The following is a 16,306-nucleotide window of genomic DNA, read 5'->3' as shown; positions in this document are numbered from 1 at the left end:
CATGGTGGAGCGCGCACCCATCCTCGATATGATCTGCCACGCGATCCTGATCGCCGGCGCGATGTTGGTGTGCGTGCCGCTCTACTTCGCGTTCGTCGCGGGCTCGCTGACGATCGCCGAGGTGCAGAAGGTGCCGCTGCCGTGGCTGCCGGGCGACCAGTTTCTTGCCAATCTGCAGACGGCCTGGGTCAAGGCCGACTTCAGCCGCAGCTTTCTCAATTCCATTGTGGTGGCGCTCGGAATCACTGCCGGAAAGATCGTGGTATCGTTGCTCTCCGCCTTCGCCATCACCTATTTCCGCTTCCGTTACCGCATGCTGGCGTTCTGGTTGATCTTCATGTCGCTGATGCTGCCGATCGAGGTGCGGATCGTGCCGACGTTCGAGGCGGTGGCCAACGCCGCGCTGCCCCTGCAGTGGCTCGCCGATATGCTGCATGTTGCCGATCTCTGGAAGTGGATCAGCGGCCACGACGTGACGATCGCGCTGGAATGGAACATGGTCAACACCTATCCGGGGCTGATCCTGCCATTGATCGCATCCGCCACTGCGACCTTCCTGTTCCGACAGTTCTTCCTCACCGTGCCGGATGAGTTGTGTGAGGCGGCAAGGCTCGATGGCGCGTCGCCGCTGCGATTCTTCTGGAGCATCCTGCTGCCGCTGTCGGTCTCGAACATCGTCGCGCTCGCGATCATCCTGTTCTTGTTCGGCTGGAACCAGTATCTGTGGCCGCTGCTGTTCACCACCGACAAGGACATGGCGACCGCCGTGATCGCGCTGAAGAATCTGATCCCGCGCGCCGACAGCGAGCCGGCCTGGAACATCGCCATGAGCGGCGCGCTGCTCGCGATGCTGCCGCCGACGCTGGTGATCTTGCTGTTGCAGCGCTGGTTCCTCAAAGGGCTCGTTGACAGCAGTAAATAGGGGACCCATCATGGTTTTTATCGCCGGACACCGCGGCGCCCGCGACCTTTGGCCGGAGAACAGCCTGCTCGGCTTTCGCAATCTGCGCGGACTAGGCGTTGACGCGGTCGAGTTCGATATTCATCAAAGCGTCGATGGTTCGCTGGTCGTCATCCACGATTCGCTGCTCGATCGCACCGCGCACGACACCGGGCCGGTCGGCGTTCGGACGCTGAAACAATTGACCGCCATCCGTCTGCGCGAGGCCGGCGATGAATGCATCCCAACGCTCGATGCCGTGCTCGACGTGTACAGCGATTTACCGCTCGAGCTTCACATCGAAATCAAGACCGACGCCTTCGGCAATCCCTATCCGGGAATCGAAGGGCGCCTCATCGAGGCGGTCAAGCGGCGCGGGCTGGAGCGGCGCGCGGTGCTCACCTGCTTTGTCCCTGACGTGCTCGCGACGTTGCGGAGGCTGTCGCCGCAGGCGCGGGTGCTGGCCTCGCTGGACCGCAGGTCGGCTGAAATGATGGGCGGCATCTCGCCGGCGTTCGACCGTCTCGCCGCGATACCCGATTGCATCGTGGCGGTCGAGAAGTCGCTGCTGACGCTGACACTGCCGCTGGCACTGAAAGTCTTCGGTCGCGAACGGCTCGGTGCCTGGGTGACGAACGAGCCGCAGGATATCGCCCACTGGCTCGCCCAGCCGGTGCGGCAGATCACCACCGACCGGCCCGATCTCGCCGTGAAGATCAGGCGCGACCTGACGTCGGCATCTGTGCCGTCATGAGCGGCATCACGATCCCGCGCCGGCGATTCCTCGCAGGCTCATTGGCCAGTGCCGCGATGGCCGCGCCATTCGGGATCGTGCGCGGTGCGCCGGTGGCGTTCAACGCGGACCCATACACGCTCGGCGTAGCCTCCGGCTGCCCGCGCGAGGACCGCGTCATTCTGTGGACACGGCTTGCGCCCCGACCGCTCGAAGAGGGCGGCATGCCGCCTGCGCCGGTCGACGTCGAGTGGCAGGTCGCGGAGGATGAAGGATTTGCGCGCGTCGCCGCGAAGGGCGTCGTGCAGGCGACGGCGGAGCTCGCGCATTCGGTGCATGCCGAGGCAACAGGCCTGCGGCCGGGCCGCGTCTACTGGTACCGGTTTCGCGCCGGTGCGGCGGTGAGCCCGGTCGGGCGTACCCGCACCGCGCCGGCCGTCGGCAACAGCCGCTTTCGCTTCGCCTTTGCCTCCTGCCAGCAATATGAGCAGGGCTATTTCGCCGCGTATCGCGACATGGCGGCGCGCGATCTCGATCTGGTCGTGCATCTCGGCGATTACATCTACGAAAAGTCCTGGGGCTCGCGTCACGTCCGTCAGCACGGCGTCGGGATTCCAACCACGCTTGCCGAGTTTCGCAATCGCTACGCGCTGTACAAATCCGACGCCGACCTGCAGGCGGCGCACGCCGCGTTTGCGTGGCTGTCGATCTGGGACGACCATGAGGTGGCGGATGATTACGCCAATGACCGCTCCTACACGACGCGCGATCCGGAGCAGTTCCTGAAGATGCGCGCCGCTGCCTATCAGGCCTATTACGAGCATATGCCGTTGCCGCCATCCGCCCGCCCGCTTGGACCGAATGCCACCATCTACGAGCATTATCGTTTCGGCGACATGCTGGACATCATGCTGCTCGACGACCGGCAGTATCGCTCCGCGCCCGCCTGCGTGAAGGGAGGGCGCCCGACCGCCGTGCCGGACTGTCCGGAACGAACCGACGAGGAACGCTCCATGCTCGGGCGGCCGCAGGAGCGGTGGCTCGACGCACGGTTGCGCGACAGCCGCGGGCGCTGGACCGTCGTAGCGCAGCAGACTCTGATGGCCGAAAGCAAGCGCAAGGCGGACGACGGCAACCGCTTCTGGATGGATGGTTGGGATGGCTACCCCAATGCCCGCCGCCGGCTGCTCGATTCGATCGTGTCGCACAAATTGCGCAACCCGGTCGTCATCGGCGGCGATCGCCACGCTTACTTTGCAGCCGACCTCAAGCGCAATTATTCGCAGCCGCATGAAGCGACCATCGCGACCGAATTCGTCGGCACCTCGATCTCTTCCGAGGGGCCGAGCGGAAGCAGTGTGGCCAGGGCGCTCGCCGACAATCCGGGTCTGACCTATGCGCGGGGCGACAAGCGTGGCTATGCGACCGTCGAGCTCGATGCGCGATCCTGCACGGTCGGTTTCGAGGCGCTCGACGACGTCAAGGATGTGAACAGCAGTGTGCGCCGGCTCGCGACCTTCGTGGTCGAGGATGGTGCGCCCGGCGTGAAGGCGGCCTGATGCCGATATCCGCCAGGACAGATCTGATGGCGCTGATGCGCGGCGCCGAGCCGGTGGTGGCGGAGGCGGCCGCGACGCTGGTCGCGATGCAGCGCGCACCGCTTGCGACCGCACGCAAGGAACTACGTGACATCGTCACCGACGCCGACCTTGCCGCGGAAAGGATCGTGATCGATGGACTGAGGACGCTGACACCAGGCGCGGCGATCCTGTCGGAGGAGCGGGGTTTTAGCGGCAACACAAGCGGACCGCGCTGGATCGTCGATCCGCTGGACGGCACCGTGAACTACGCCTCCGGGCTGCCGTGGTATTCGGTCAGTGCGGCCTACCATGATGGCGGTGAGGCACTGGTCGGCTTGGTTCAATCGCCGCTGGCCGATGTCTGCGCCCGCTACGTGCAGGGCGCGCTTGCCACCGTGAACGATGAACGCGTGCGGGTGTCGAGCACGCGGTCGCTTTCCGATGCGGTGGTATCGGTGATCCTGACATCGCATTATCAACCCGACGAGGTGCGGACGGCCGCTGCCATCATCGAGCGGCTCGGCTCGGCAGTTCGCGGCGTCCGCATCGTGGTCTCGGGCGCGCTCGAGATGACATGGATCGCGGCCGGCCGACTCGACGGCTTCGTGTCGATCAAGGCCGATCTCGTATCGCACGCTGCGGCGATGCCGCTGGTGCGCGCGGCAGGCGGATGCGTGACCACGATTGCGGGCGAGGCTTCGCAGTTTGACGATCTGCAAAAGATCGCTTCAAATGGTCACATCCATGACGAGCTTTTGCGGTTGCTCGAGGAGGTTGCGCTTTGAGTGACCAAACCATCCTGCGGGTCGCGTGGCTCTATTACATGGAGAACTTGACCCAGGCCGAGATCGGCGAGCGGCTCGGATTGACGCGGGCACGCGTCAACCGCATGCTTTCGGAGGCGCGGCACAGCGGCATCGTGAGTATCAGGCTGAACTCGGCGTTCGCAAGCTGCACCGAGCTCGAGCATCAGTTGCGGCAGCAATGCGGGCTCGACGACGCGGTGGTGATCCCGAGCCCGGAAAACCCCGAACTGGTGGCAAGCCTGATCGGAATGGCGGCGGGAGCCTATTTGTCGAAATTCCTGGAAGAGAAGAAGCCACGCACCATCGGCATCGGCTGGGGGGCGACCTTGCGCGAAACCATCCGCCATGTGACGCCTGCGGAGTATCCGGATCTCTGGATCGTCTCGATGATGGGCGGGCTCTCGCGCGGGCTCGAACTCAATACTTTCGAGATCGCAGGCGAGTTGGCGCGCCGGCTGCACGCCAAGTGCAGCTATCTGGCGGCACCGATCTATGCCAGCAGCCGCCGCTCGCGCGACACCTTCATGGCGCAGGAGGTCTATGCGGAGGTGTTGGACCGCGTTGAGCGGATCGATCTTGCGCTGCTCAGCATGGGCGACCTCTCGCCGCGTTCGCTCCTGGTGCGGCACGGGCTGCCGCCCGATGTCGGCATCGAGGATCTGCGCGCCGCCGGCGCCGTCGGTGACGTGCTCGGCCAATATCTCGAGCAGTCCGGCCGGCAGATCAACCACGGCATCAATGCGCGCGCCATCGCATTGCCGATCGAGAAGCTGGCGCGGGCGCCGACCGTGATGCTGATCGCGGGCGGCACCAACAAGGTGCCGGTCATCGCGGCGGCGCTGCAGGGGCGGATCGGCAAGGTGCTGGTGACAGATGAGAAGGCCGCCGCCGGCGCGCTCAAGCTGATCGGCAAGCGGCGGATGGGCTGAACGGTACAGCAGCTCGCCGTCACCACCATCGGCGGTGTCGTGCAGCCGGCGCAGGCCCTGATGATCATCGTCCCCGACGGCGCCGAGATCGAGGTCGAGGCCCATGTCCTCAACCGCGTCCGCGACCGCAAGCAGGCGCTCGGCCCCGGGCTCTCGGTGCAGGCCGAGATCAAGACCGGCCAACGGCGGGTCATCCGATATCTGCTCTCGCCGATCATGCAGGCCTTGGATGAGGCGGGCAGGGAGCGGTGAGGGGGTGATGGCGTGACTATCCCTCACGTCGTCCCGGCCTTGAGCTCCGATGCGCAATTGCGCATCTGAGCTCAAGCCCGGGACGACGGCGGTGATTGTAGATGCGCAATCATTCAGAACGTAACTTCGCATTCTCGCGGCGCATTACGCCCGAGCTTTGCCAGTAACTTCCCGCCCTCTGCAAATAGAGGGCGCAGGGAATGCCGGATGCGCGCTGCACCCGCGGTCTCGTGTGCGGATTGTGCTAAGTAGGCTGCACACGAGCATACAGGGCAGCGGAGAACATCCGACATTCCCTGCGCAATGGCTTTACGGCTTATATCGCGCTCTCCCCGGAGACGAGTTCTTGATTGACTCCGTCGCCCCTGATCAGCTTTTGGCCTCCCAGGAACTTGACGCCAGCAACGGGCGCCAGGACCACGCGTCTTCGCCGTACGCCTCTGTCGCGTTACGTCTCCGCAACATCGGCGTCCACCGCAACCCGTCCAACGTCCGTGACGACGGCCGACGCCCTCTGAGTGGGACGGGATGGCAAATATATGCACCTGATTTTCATTCTGGTAAACAGAAATATTTTTTGCTTCGGGGCTTGACTCCATTTCCGTAAATCAGAATTGATTTGCCCGTCGGGTTGATTTGTCGCAGGCGGCGCGCAAGATTGCGCTTGCACGTAGGGCGACGCAGCTCGCGAAACGCCGCCCTGGGAGTTACGCCTATGAAGCCTGTTACCCGCCGTCAGCAAATCCTGATCAGCCGCTTGCCGGTATTCTCGCCGCGATAAAGACCGGCGATCGCTCCCGGCGCGTGTTCGATGCCGTTCAGGATGTCTTCGGAATAGCGCAATCGTCCATCGCGGATCCACTGGGCCAGACGGGTGACGGCCTCTTCGAACCGGGACGCGTAGTCGAAGATGACGAATCCCTGCAAGCGTGCGCGCTTGACCAGCAAATGACGCTCGGCGCGTGGCCCGTTGGGCCAGGGATTCCAGCTTGAGACCGACGCGGTTCCGCAAATCACGACGCGCGCGCCGACGGCGAGATGGCGAAGCACAACGTCGCTGATAGCGCCGCCGGTGTTGTCGAAATAGAGGTCGACACCCCCTGGGCAGGCCGCGGCAAGCGCGGTCTCCAGATTGTCGCTCTTGTAATCGATCGCCGCGTCGTAGCCGAACAGCTCGCGGCATTGGGCGACCTTCGCCGGCCCGCCGGCAATCCCGACCGTCCGGCAGCCCGAGAGTTTCGCGATCTGCCCGACCGCCGACCCCACCGCGCCGGCCGCGGTCGACACTACGACGGTGTCGCCGGGGCGCGGCTGGCCAACGTCAAGCAGCCCGAAATAGGCAGTGATGCCATTGAGACCGGTGACGCCGAGCGAGAGCGAAAGCGGCAGTCCGTCTTCCCCGATCTTTCGCGTGATCGCGGCAGGTCCGACGACGGCGAACTCTTGCCATCCGAACATGCCCATCACCCTGTCGCCCGGCTTGAAGTCGGGATGTGTCGATTGCAGCACCTCGCCGGCGGCGAATGAGCGCATCACTTCGCCGATGCGCACCGGCTCCGAATAATTGGCGACATTGCTGACCCAGCCGCGCATGGCAGGTTCGACCGAAAGATAAAGGTTCTGCACCAGGATTTGACCGTCCCGCAGATCGGGAACATCGGACTCGATGATTTCGAAATTATCGGCCTGAGGAATATCGGTCGGCCGGGATTTCAGGATGACGTGACGATTGCGATTGTTCTTCATGGCCAACGGTTCCTGTTGGAGGGTATGCGGTGCGCGAACGCGACGAGCGTCCCACCGATCCTCTTGCATTAGTCCGCAAAGATAGTACGTATGTGTACTATATCGGACAAGGCCTTTATGTCGCGGTCGATCCGGAAGGCGATGCCGCCCATACGCCAACAGGGGAGAGATCAGCTTGAGGGCCAATTTAACGCAGGCTGTCGCTGCCGTCGTACTTCTCCTGGCCGCTTGCTTCCCGGCGGCTGCTGCGGAACCCTATCCCTCGCAGCGTATCACGCTGATCGTGCCGTTCCCGCCCGGCAGTGCGACCGACAGCGTAACGCGCCATTTGGCGGAAAGCATTCGTGCAACGACCAACGCCACCGTTGTCGTCGAGAACAAGCCAGGCGCCGACGGCAATCTTGCCGCACTCGCGGTCCTGAAAGCGGAGCCCGACGGCTATACGGCATTTGTGACGACGAATTCGACGCAGGCGGCGAACATCAGCCTATTCCATTCATTGCCTTACGATCCCAAAGCGGATTTCGCGCCGGTCGCCGGTATCATGACGATACCGATGATGCTGACGGTAAAGGCTGATTTTTCGGCCAGGACCGTTGCCGAATTCGTCGCTCTGGCGAAGAAGCGTGAGAAACCGTTGTCCTTTGGCAGCGGCAATACATCGAGCAGGGGCGCGGCCGAGCTATTCAGATATCGTCAGGCCATCGAAATGCAGCACGTGCCATATCGCGGCATGCCGCAGGCCCTGACCGACGTGATGGGCGGGCAGATCGATTGTGTCTTCGCTGATCCCGCGAGCGCGCAAGGGCTGGTACAGGACGGCAAGCTGCGGGCGCTGGCCGTGACCAGCGCGAAGCGTCTGGAGACGATGCCGGAGCTACCCACCATCGCGGAAAGCGGATTGCCGGGTTACGAATTAACGGCCTGGGTCGGCGTCTTCGTCCGGGCAAAGACGTCAACCGAAATCATCGCAAGGCTCAACGCTCTGGTCACCGGCTTCGTCAATAGCGCTGAGGCGAGAAAGTACCTGACCACGATTGGTGCTGCGCCATTTCCCTCGACGCCGCAGGAGCTCGGAGCCTTTCAGGAAGCCGATACAAGGCGCTGGGCCGAGATCGTCGCGACCGCGAAGATCGAGAAGAAGTGAACGGCGCTCGGCTGTTCGTCGAAATGCGCGAATGGCGCTGCGGCGATGGCGAGTTCTCCTGAGTGTATGTGTCAGTGAAGCGAAACGATCCAGGAATGTTGAAAATGGGAAATCTGTGTGCGGGACGTGTTGCGATCGTTACGGGTGCGGGCCGCGGCCTCGGGCGCGAATACGCACTGATGCTGGCCGAGCAGGGGGCGAAGGTCGTCGTCAACGATCTCGGCGCCACCGCGGCTGGCGAGGGCGCCGACCTGACGCCGGCGCAGTCGGTTGTCGAAGCGATCAGGCTGGCCGGCGGCGAGGCGATCGTGAACGGCAATGATGTGAGTGATTGGGCCGGCGCCAAGGCGCTGATCGACGAGGCGGTCGGGACGTTCGGACGCCTCGACGTCCTGATCAACAATGCCGGTATTCTGCGGGACCGCATGATGGTCAACATGACGGAGCAGGAATGGGACAGCGTGATCAAGGTGCATTTGAAGGGGACGTTCGCGCCCTCGCACCATGCGGCGCAATATTGGCGGCAGGAGGCCAAGCGGCGCGGTTCGCCGGTGAGCGCTCGGTTGATCAATACGTCTTCTGCGTCGGGCCTGTTCGGCAATGTCGGCCAGAGCAATTACGGCTCGGCAAAGGCCGGCATCGCCGCCTTCACCATCATCAGCGCGACCGAACTCCGGCAATACGGAATAACCGTCAACGCCATTGCGCCGCGCGCGCAGACCCGGATGAAGAGGGATTGAGGGAGCGCACCGAGGAAGAGATCAAGCGGCGCAATCCGCGCTGGGTCGCGCCGATCGTCGTCTGGCTGGCCAGCGAGGAATCCGGCGATGTGACAGGCCGCGTGTTCGAAGCGGGCGATGGCATTCTCAAAATTGCGGAAGGCTGGCACGCGGGGCCGGGGATAGAGCCGGTCGAGGATCCCAACGAGCTGGGCGCAAAAATTGCCGAGTTGATCAAGCAGGCTCGCCCCAATGCCGATATTTGGGGGCGAGACATCGTGTCATAGAGCGCCACCGCATCGCCAACGATCGACGCGGTCCGCCCGGCAAGCAGGGAAGATGAGCGGCTACGCCGCTTTCCTGCTCTTTCGCGGTTTACTCTTCTTGCCGACGTCCTCTTCGCCTTCGCTCGGCAGGGCGTTTCCATCGGACATCGCCAGCAGATTGTGCTTCATCGCCAGCAACGCGTCCGACGCCGCTTCCAGTGCCTTGCGGTCAATCCCCTGGGTCAGCTGGGCATTGAACTTGTCGGTCTCCTTGCGAAGTTTTTCCAGGAAGCCGCGCGCCTGCTTGGTGACAAAGACGCGCTTGACGCGGCGGTCGACCGGGTCCGCCTGCCGAAGCACGAAGCCGGAAGACTCCAGACGGTCAATCAGCGCCCCCACGCCGACCTTGCCGACGTCGAGCTCATTGGCGAGCTGCGTCTGCGGCAGCCCGTCTTTGCGCGAGATGAAGGCGAGCACCCACCATTGCGACCGCGTGATGCCGAGCGGCGCAAGGGCGCGATCGAACATCATCCGGCGCAGCCGGGAAACGTCGTGGATGAGGTAGCCTAGTCGGAGATCCCAGTCGGGCCGGTCGACCATGTCGTTTTTCCTCGTCAGAAGCCTGATACCGATGCGTGTCGATCCTGGCGATTCAACTGATATCATACACAAGCGTATTTTAAAAGGAACGCACCGCGGCGAACCCGGCCGTGGCGATTCCCGGCGGGGCGTATCCCCAGGAATCGGCTCTATTTGCTGGGAGTTGAGCCGGATCGAGCTCCCGGGGACATCTTTGAGCCGGGACGATCGCGATTTACAGATGAAGTACATTAGTGTATTAATTTGGCTTGGCGGCCTGGCTCGGCTGTCATGTAAGCTTCGAATAGCGGGATTTGCCGTTCATGTTCAGCCGTGACGTCCTCAAGGGCAAGCGCATCCTCGTGACCGGCGGCGGCACGGGACTCGGCAAGGAGATTTCCTTAGGCTTCGCCGCGCACGGCGCGCATGTCTTCATCTGCGGCCGCCGGCCGGAAATTCTCGAGCAGGCGGCTGGCGAAATCCGCGCGCGATCGGGCGGGCAGGCCGAGGCGCTGGTCGCCAACGTTCGCGATCCCGACAGCATTGAAAAGATGATGGCGGAAATCTGGGCCACCGGACCTCTCACGGGCCTCGTGAACAACGCCGGCGCCAATTTCCTGGCGCCGACCGAGACGTTGTCGCCTCGCGGCTACGAGGCGATCAGGTCGACCATCATGGACGGCTCGTTCTACGCGGCGCAGGGCTGCGGAAGGCGCTGGATCGCCGCGGGGCTTCCCGGCGTGATCATCAGCAATCTCGTCACCTGGGTCTGGACCGGATCGGCCTATGTGGTGCCGGCCGCGATGGCCAAGGCCGCGGTTCACGCGATGACGATGTCGCTCGCGGTCGAATGGGGACCGAAGGGCATCCGCGTCAACGCGGTGGCGCCCGGTCCGTTTCCGACCGAAAATGCCTGGGACAAGCTCAATCCGCTGGCGGAGACCGGCGTGGGGGCGACCCAGGCGGACGAAGTTCCGCTGCGGCGGTTCGGCAAGATGGATGAGCTGCGCAATCTGATGATCTTCCTGATGTCGGATGGCTGCAGCTACATCACCGGCGACACCATCAGCATCGATGGCGGGCATCATCTGGCGGCGCCAAGCACGTTTGCCGGGCTTTCAAAACTTTCGCCTGACGATTGGCAGCGGGCGCGCGAGGCCATTCAGGCTTCCACGCGCAAGGAAAAGGAAGGCCGGTCAGCCTGACGCCAGGCCGGTGGCGAAGAGCCGGCCTCGAACGCATTTCCAACAAGTCCGAACGACCGGGAGAGACGCAATGGGTCTGGCAAACGCTACCACCAGCTTCGAATGCACGATCGACGGTGGCCTCGCGCATATCGTTCTCAATCAGCCCGAACGCGGCAACCCGATCGACGGCGACTTCTGCCGCCAGTTCGGCCTTTGCATGGCAGAATTGAGCGAGCGTGACGATGTACGATCGGTGCTGATTTCCGCGCGCGGAAGGCTGTTCAGTGTCGGCGGCGATCTCGCAGCGCTCGCCTCCCGTGGCGCCGCGCTGCCCGTGACCATCAAGTCGTGGACGGCGGATTTGCATGCCGCCATCGTGCGGATGGTCCGCATGCGTGCACCGGTGGTGGTAGCGGTGCAAGGCAATGTCGCGGGCGGCAGCGTTTCGCTGATGGCCGCAGGCGATCTGGTGGTGATCGGCAAATCGGCGCGTATTTCATCCGCATTCGCCAAGATCGGCTTCACGCCGGACAGCGGCTCGACGACAACCGTGACGCGGCGCATCGGGGTCGCCCGTGCCCGGCGGTTCTTCCTGCTGGCGGAAACGATGGATGCCGACGCCGCGCTTTCGGCTGGACTGGTCGACTATGTCGTGAATGACGATGCGGTCGTTGCCGAGGCCGAGAAGATCGCGCGCGAACTGGCTTCCGGCCCCACCGAAGCCTATGGCGGGATCAAGCGCCTGTTCCTGCAGACGCTCAACCGTTCCATTGAAAGCCAGTTGGAAGACGAGGCGCAAACGCTGGCCGCGATCTCGCGAACGGCGGACGCCCAGGAGGGCGTAAAAGCCTTCAGGGAGAAGCGCAAACCGACATTTGCGGGACGGTAGTTCTATTGATCCCGGTAGGTCGGGTCGCGCTTCTCGCGAAATGCCGCGACAGCCTCCTGGTGATCGCTGGTTTCGAGCAGCATCACCTGCTGACGGTCTTCGATCATCAATGCGGCATCGATGCCGGGCGCGTCAATCAGCGCGTTCAGCGTTTGCTTGGTCAGACGCAAACCCATCGGCGAGGCGCGGGCCATTTCGGCGGCGAAGGCAAGGCCGGTCTTGAGCAATTTGTCGTCGTCAACGACGTCGCTGACGAGGCCCACGGCCTTGGCCCGGTCCGCACCCAGAAACCGTCCAGTCAGCAACAGTTCCGACGCCACCGAAAGACCGACCAGCCGCGGCAACAGATAGCCGGACCCCATGTCGCAGCCGCCGACGCCGACGCGTATGTAGGCGGCGTTCATCCGCGCCGCCGGCGTCGCAAATCTGACATCGGAGGCCAGCAGCAAAGAAAACCCGGCGCCGCATGCCGCGCCCTGAACAAGTGCCACGATCGGCTGCGGGCAGCTCCGCATCAGGCGGATGATCCGCGAGTAACGCTGCTGCATGTCGAGCTGCCGCTGCGGACGTCCCGCGCCGGGCGCTGCGAACGCATCGGACCCGAGCTCGGCCCCGGCGCAAAACGCCCGCCCATTGCCCCGGAAGATGACGATGCGCGTGCTCAGGCGATCGTGGAGCCCCGAAAAGTACGCGATCAGCTCGTCGGCCATCGCGGGTGTCACCGCATTGAGGGCATCCGGCCGATTGAGGGAAAGAATCTCGATGGTGTCACGTTGCTCGACGGTGATGGTTGTGAATTTGTCCATGTCGTGCGTTTCCCATTCGCGCCAGGACAGCAGGATGTCACGGTGCGGTGTGGATGGCCATAAGCGGCCGATTGTTCCAAGTCGTCTTCGGCCTGTCGAGGCGGTCAGCAAAGCGCTTGCGAAACAGAATACACCATATCATAATATAGTGTACTAATTTTTGTTGCGCGGGGCGGTCAACTGCCGATCGCGCCCATCCCTTCGGAGAGCACGATGCCGTATAAATCGGTCTTCCGGCCGGATCTGTTCAAGGGCAAGACGATCATCGTCACCGGCGGTGGCAGCGGGATCGGTCGTTGCACCGCACACGAACTGGTGGCCCTCGGCGCCAATGTCGCGATCCTCGGTCGCACCGCCGAAAAGCTGGCGGAAGTGAAGGCGGAGATCGAGGACGACGGCGGAAGGGTTCTCACCCAGGTTTGCGATATTCGCGACGAGACGATGGTAATCGCGGCGATCGACGCCGTGCTCGGCACTTACGGCCGCATCGACGGGCTCGTCAACAACGCCGGCGGTCAATACCGCGCGCCAATGAAAACCATCTCGACCAAGGGTTTTGAGGCGGTGGTGCGCAGCAATTTGACCGGCGGGTTCATTTTCATGCGCGAGGTCTACAACCGCTGGATGGAGGCCAATGGCGGGGCCATCGTCAACATCATCGCCGACATCTGGCATGGCTGGCCCGAATTCGCGCACTCGGGAGCTGCGCGCGGCGGCATGCTGACGCTGACCGAAACCGCGGCGTGCGAATGGTCTTCCTCGGGCGTGCGCGTCAACGCGGTCGCCCCCGGTGGTATCGTGTCAAGCGGGTTCGATACCTACACGCCCGAAATGCAGAAGAAGCTGCATGACTTCACCGCCGGTGTGCCGCTGCAGCGGTTCGGCACCGAGGCCGAAATCTCGGCGGCGATCGTGTATCTGTTGTCGCCGGCTGCAGCCTACGTCACCGGTTCCTGCATCCGGGTGGACGGGGGGACGCCGAATGCGCGAACGACGTGGAGGCTCGAACCGCATAATCGTAGCGCGCCCTTTGAAGGCTTTCATCGCTCCAGGCTTCCGGAGGCGTTGAAGAAAGCGCCCTGACTCCCGTCGGGCAGCGAAGATTTCGTACGCGTATGTACGAATACAAGAAAGGCGAGGAAACCAGATGGCGGGACTCTATTTCGAGCAGTTTTCGGTCGGACAAACTTTCGTCCATGAAATCCGGCGGACGGTCACCGACATGGACAACATCCTGTTCTCGTCGCTGACCTATAATCCGGCAGCGGTGCACATCGATCACGAATACGCCAAATCGACCGAATTCGGCAAACCGCTGATGAATTCGATCTTCACCCTCGGCCTGGTCATCGGTCTGTCGGTGCAGGACACCACGCTGGGCACGACGGTCGGAAATCTCGGGATGGAAGACACGAAATTTCCGCGCCCGGTCTTTGCCGGTGATACGATCAGGGCGGAAACGAAGATCCTGGCGGTGCGCGAGAGCAAGTCCCGCCCGACCCAGGGTATCGTGACGTTCGAGCATCGCGGCTTCAATCAGCACAATGAGGAAGTCGCCTATTGCCGCCGCATAGGTCTGATGATGAGGCGCCCCGCATGAGATTGCGCTCCCTTCTGTTTGTGCCTGGCGACAGCGAACACAAATTCGCCAAGGCATCCGGCATCGGCGCCGACGCGCTGATCCTTGATCTTGAAGATGCCGTGGCGCCGCCGCGCAAGGCGTTGGCGCGTGAGATGGTGAAAAATCTGCTGGGCGGTCCGGCGCGCGACTGGGTGTTCCTGGTGCGCATCAACCCGCTCGGCAGCGGCCTGACGCTTGACGACCTCGCGGCGATTGTCCGACCCGGCCTCGACGGCATCCTGATCCCCAAGGTCAACGGCATGCAGGACATCGAACTGATTTCGAATTACATCGACGTGCTGGAGGTCGCCACCGGCGTCACGCCGGATCACGTGAAGCTGCTGGTGGTCGCAACCGAGACGCCGGCCGCCATGATCGGCTTTGCGGGTTATGCAACGCCAAACCGGCGCCTGGTCGCCATGACGTGGGGCGCCGAGGATCTGGGCGCGGCGCTCGGCGCACTCTCGAACAAGGAAGCCGACGGAAGCTGGACGTTCCCGTATCAGGTCGCGCGGGCGCAGTGTCTGTTCGCCGCGGGGGCTGCGGGTGCCATGGCACTGGACACGCTGTATGGGGATTTTAGGGATGAGAAGGGACTGGCGGAAAGCTGCCGGATCGCGCGCCGCGACGGCTTTGTCGGCAAGATCGCCATTCACCCCGCTCAGGTCGCGACGATCAACGAATGCTTCACGCCGTCGGAGGCCGACCTGGCGCATGCGCGCCGCGTGGTGGCGGCGTTCGCGGCGCAGCCCGATGCGGGAACGCTCGGCATCGACGGCAAGATGTATGACATGCCGCATCTGATCGCGGCAAAACGCGCGCTCGCCTCGGCCGGGGAGGACGTCACATGAGTGCATTGGCCAACGAGTTCGAGCCGGGAGACGATCAGGCGGCCATTCGCGAAGGCGTGCGCGCAGTCGTCGCGCGCTTTGGCGACGACTACTGGCTGGCGCGCGATGACGACGGCAAGTTCCCGTTGGAATTTCATCGCGCGATGGCCGACGCCGGCTGGCTCGGCATCACCATGCCGGAAGAATATGGCGGCTCCGGCCTCGGGGTGACCGAGGCCGCGATCATGATGCATGAAGTTGCCAGCCATGGCGGCGGCATGTCCGCGACCTCGGCGGTGCATATCAATCTGTTCGGACCGCATCCGATCGTCGTGAAGGGTACGCCGGAGCAGAAGGCGCGCTGGGTTCCGCGGCTGGTCGCCGGCGAAGATCAGTGCTGCTTCGGCTTTACCGAGCCGGATGCCGGGCTGAACACGACCCGGATTAAGACTTTTGCGCAGAAGGTCCCCGGCGGCTATCTCGTGCATGGCCAGAAGGTCTGGACCTCGACCGCGCAGGTCGCCAACAAGATCATGCTGCTGACCCGGACCACCAAATACGAGGATTGCAAGCGCCCGACCGACGGCATCACGATCTTCTACACCGATCTCGACCGGTCCAAGATCGACGTTCATCGCATTCCCAAGATGGGCCGCAAGTCTGTCGATTCCAACGCCATCTTTATCGACGGGCTGTTCATTCCGGAAGCCGACCGGATCGGCGAAGAGGGCAAGGGCTTTTCATACATCCTGCACAGCCTCAACCCCGAGCGCATCCTCATTGCGGTCGAAGCGATCGGGATCGGCCAGGACGCGCTGCGCCGGGCAGCAAAATACGCGCGCGAGCGTGTGGTGTTCGACCGGCCGATCGGCCAGAATCAGGGCATCCAGCATCCGCTCGCGGAGAACTGGATGTATCTGGAGTCAGCCTGGCAGATGGCGATGCGCGCCGCCTGGCTCTACGATCACGACAAACCCTGTGGCGCCGAAGCCAACGCCGCCAAGTTCCTCGGCGCCCGCGCCGGCCACGACGCGGCGTGGCAGGCGATCATGACCCATGGCGGCTTTGGATACGCCAAGGAGTATCACGTCGAGCGGCTGTTCCGCGAAGTCTCGATCACGCGGCTGGCACCGATCACCGAGCAGTTGATCCTCAGCTTTATTGCCGAAAAAGTGCTGGAGCTGCCGAAGAGTTATTAGAGCGGGATGGAGTTAGGTTGAATCGATTTGGGATTCCCAAATCAGTAGGTTTCTGATTCACCATGCTGGCTGGACGG

Annotated in this window: 17 protein-coding genes and 1 pseudogene; 15 read left to right on the top strand and 3 right to left on the bottom strand. The window is 63.3% G+C overall.

Features of this window, described 5'->3' with window-relative positions:
• Position 1 precedes the first annotated feature (1 nt).
• The 6 genes and pseudogenes from JQ609_RS29805 to JQ609_RS29780 form a co-directional block, all read left to right on the top strand.
• Positions 2-922 (top strand): ABC transporter permease subunit, encoded by a 921-nt coding sequence (locus JQ609_RS29805; protein WP_212276330.1) that lies wholly within the window; start codon positions 2-4, stop codon positions 920-922.
• Positions 923-932: 10 nt separating this feature from the next.
• On the top strand, positions 933-1,694 hold the full coding sequence (locus JQ609_RS29800) for a glycerophosphodiester phosphodiesterase family protein (RefSeq protein WP_212276329.1): 762 nt from the start codon (positions 933-935) through the stop codon (positions 1,692-1,694).
• Complete coding sequence (locus tag JQ609_RS29795; protein WP_212276328.1) at positions 1,691-3,232, top strand: alkaline phosphatase; 1,542 nt, start codon at positions 1,691-1,693, stop codon at positions 3,230-3,232. Before JQ609_RS29800 ends, JQ609_RS29795 begins: the two co-directional genes overlap by 4 nt.
• Positions 3,232-4,038 carry an inositol monophosphatase gene (locus JQ609_RS29790; protein ID WP_212276327.1) on the top strand — a complete coding sequence of 269 codons (807 nt, stop codon included), beginning with the start codon at positions 3,232-3,234 and terminating at the stop codon, positions 4,036-4,038. Before JQ609_RS29795 ends, JQ609_RS29790 begins: the two co-directional genes overlap by 1 nt.
• Positions 4,035-4,988, top strand: coding sequence for a sugar-binding transcriptional regulator (locus tag JQ609_RS29785; RefSeq protein WP_212208282.1), 954 nt, complete (start codon positions 4,035-4,037; stop codon positions 4,986-4,988). The genes JQ609_RS29790 and JQ609_RS29785 overlap by 4 nt, the downstream gene beginning before the upstream one ends.
• Before the next feature lie 12 nt (positions 4,989-5,000).
• Positions 5,001-5,240 (top strand): annotated as a pseudogene (locus JQ609_RS29780) (HlyD family efflux transporter periplasmic adaptor subunit); the annotation flags it as partial.
• 735 nt (positions 5,241-5,975) lie between these two features.
• On the opposite strand, the gene JQ609_RS29775 reads toward JQ609_RS29780, so the two are convergent.
• The gene (locus JQ609_RS29775) at positions 5,976-6,986 is read right to left on the bottom strand and encodes an NADP-dependent oxidoreductase (protein ID WP_212276326.1); all 1,011 of its coding nucleotides are present in this window, start codon (positions 6,984-6,986) and stop codon (positions 5,976-5,978) included.
• A 175-nt stretch (positions 6,987-7,161) separates the two neighbouring features.
• Here JQ609_RS29775 and JQ609_RS29770 point away from each other — a divergent pair, with 175 nt between their 5' ends.
• The 3 genes from JQ609_RS29770 (at position 7,162) to JQ609_RS29760 (ending at position 9,139) form a co-directional block, all read left to right on the top strand.
• Positions 7,162-8,133, top strand: coding sequence for a tripartite tricarboxylate transporter substrate binding protein (locus tag JQ609_RS29770; RefSeq protein WP_212276325.1), 972 nt, complete (start codon positions 7,162-7,164; stop codon positions 8,131-8,133).
• Between the two features lie 104 nt (positions 8,134-8,237).
• Complete coding sequence (locus JQ609_RS29765; protein WP_212276324.1) at positions 8,238-8,873, top strand: SDR family NAD(P)-dependent oxidoreductase; 636 nt, start codon at positions 8,238-8,240, stop codon at positions 8,871-8,873.
• Positions 8,870-9,139: a hypothetical protein gene (locus JQ609_RS29760; RefSeq protein ID WP_212276323.1), complete on the top strand. Its 270-nt coding sequence runs from the start codon at positions 8,870-8,872 to the stop codon at positions 9,137-9,139. The genes JQ609_RS29765 and JQ609_RS29760 overlap by 4 nt, the downstream gene beginning before the upstream one ends.
• Positions 9,140-9,199: 60 nt before the next feature.
• On the opposite strand, the gene JQ609_RS29755 is transcribed toward JQ609_RS29760, so the two are convergent.
• The gene (locus JQ609_RS29755) at positions 9,200-9,718 is read right to left on the bottom strand and encodes a MarR family winged helix-turn-helix transcriptional regulator (RefSeq protein ID WP_212276322.1); all 519 of its coding nucleotides are present in this window, start codon (positions 9,716-9,718) and stop codon (positions 9,200-9,202) included.
• A gap of 302 nt (positions 9,719-10,020) precedes the next feature.
• Here JQ609_RS29755 and JQ609_RS29750 point away from each other — a divergent pair, with 302 nt between their 5' ends.
• Positions 10,021-10,902, top strand: a complete 882-nt coding sequence (locus JQ609_RS29750) for an SDR family oxidoreductase (protein WP_212268836.1) — start codon at positions 10,021-10,023, stop codon at positions 10,900-10,902.
• 70 nt (positions 10,903-10,972) lie between these two features.
• Positions 10,973-11,773, top strand: a complete 801-nt coding sequence (locus JQ609_RS29745) for an enoyl-CoA hydratase/isomerase family protein (protein WP_212208289.1) — start codon at positions 10,973-10,975, stop codon at positions 11,771-11,773.
• Positions 11,774-11,775: 2 nt separating this feature from the next.
• On the opposite strand, the gene JQ609_RS29740 is transcribed toward JQ609_RS29745, so the two are convergent.
• Positions 11,776-12,579, bottom strand: a complete 804-nt coding sequence (locus tag JQ609_RS29740; RefSeq protein WP_212276321.1) for an enoyl-CoA hydratase/isomerase family protein — start codon at positions 12,577-12,579, stop codon at positions 11,776-11,778.
• A 213-nt stretch (positions 12,580-12,792) separates the two neighbouring features.
• On the opposite strand from JQ609_RS29740, the gene JQ609_RS29735 reads away from it, so the two are divergent.
• The 4 genes from JQ609_RS29735 to JQ609_RS29720 are packed head-to-tail and all read left to right on the top strand — an operon-like array spanning position 12,793 to position 16,229.
• Positions 12,793-13,662 (top strand): SDR family oxidoreductase, encoded by an 870-nt coding sequence (locus tag JQ609_RS29735; protein WP_212276320.1) that lies wholly within the window; start codon positions 12,793-12,795, stop codon positions 13,660-13,662.
• Between the two features lie 40 nt (positions 13,663-13,702).
• Positions 13,703-14,179 carry a MaoC family dehydratase gene (locus JQ609_RS29730; protein WP_409363394.1) on the top strand — a complete coding sequence of 159 codons (477 nt, stop codon included), beginning with the start codon at positions 13,703-13,705 and terminating at the stop codon, positions 14,177-14,179.
• A complete protein-coding gene (locus tag JQ609_RS29725; protein WP_212208293.1) occupies positions 14,176-15,051 on the top strand; it encodes a CoA ester lyase in 876 nt (291 codons plus the stop codon). The genes JQ609_RS29730 and JQ609_RS29725 overlap by 4 nt, the downstream gene beginning before the upstream one ends.
• Positions 15,048-16,229 carry an acyl-CoA dehydrogenase family protein gene (locus tag JQ609_RS29720; RefSeq protein ID WP_212276319.1) on the top strand — a complete coding sequence of 394 codons (1,182 nt, stop codon included), beginning with the start codon at positions 15,048-15,050 and terminating at the stop codon, positions 16,227-16,229. Before JQ609_RS29725 ends, JQ609_RS29720 begins: the two co-directional genes overlap by 4 nt.
• The last annotated feature ends 77 nt before the right edge of the window (positions 16,230-16,306 follow it).

It is taken from the genome of Bradyrhizobium sp. AUGA SZCCT0169, assembly GCF_018130085.1.
Classification (GTDB): Bacteria; Pseudomonadota; Alphaproteobacteria; order Rhizobiales; family Xanthobacteraceae; genus Bradyrhizobium.
This window is presented reverse-complemented; position numbering and strand designations above follow the sequence as displayed.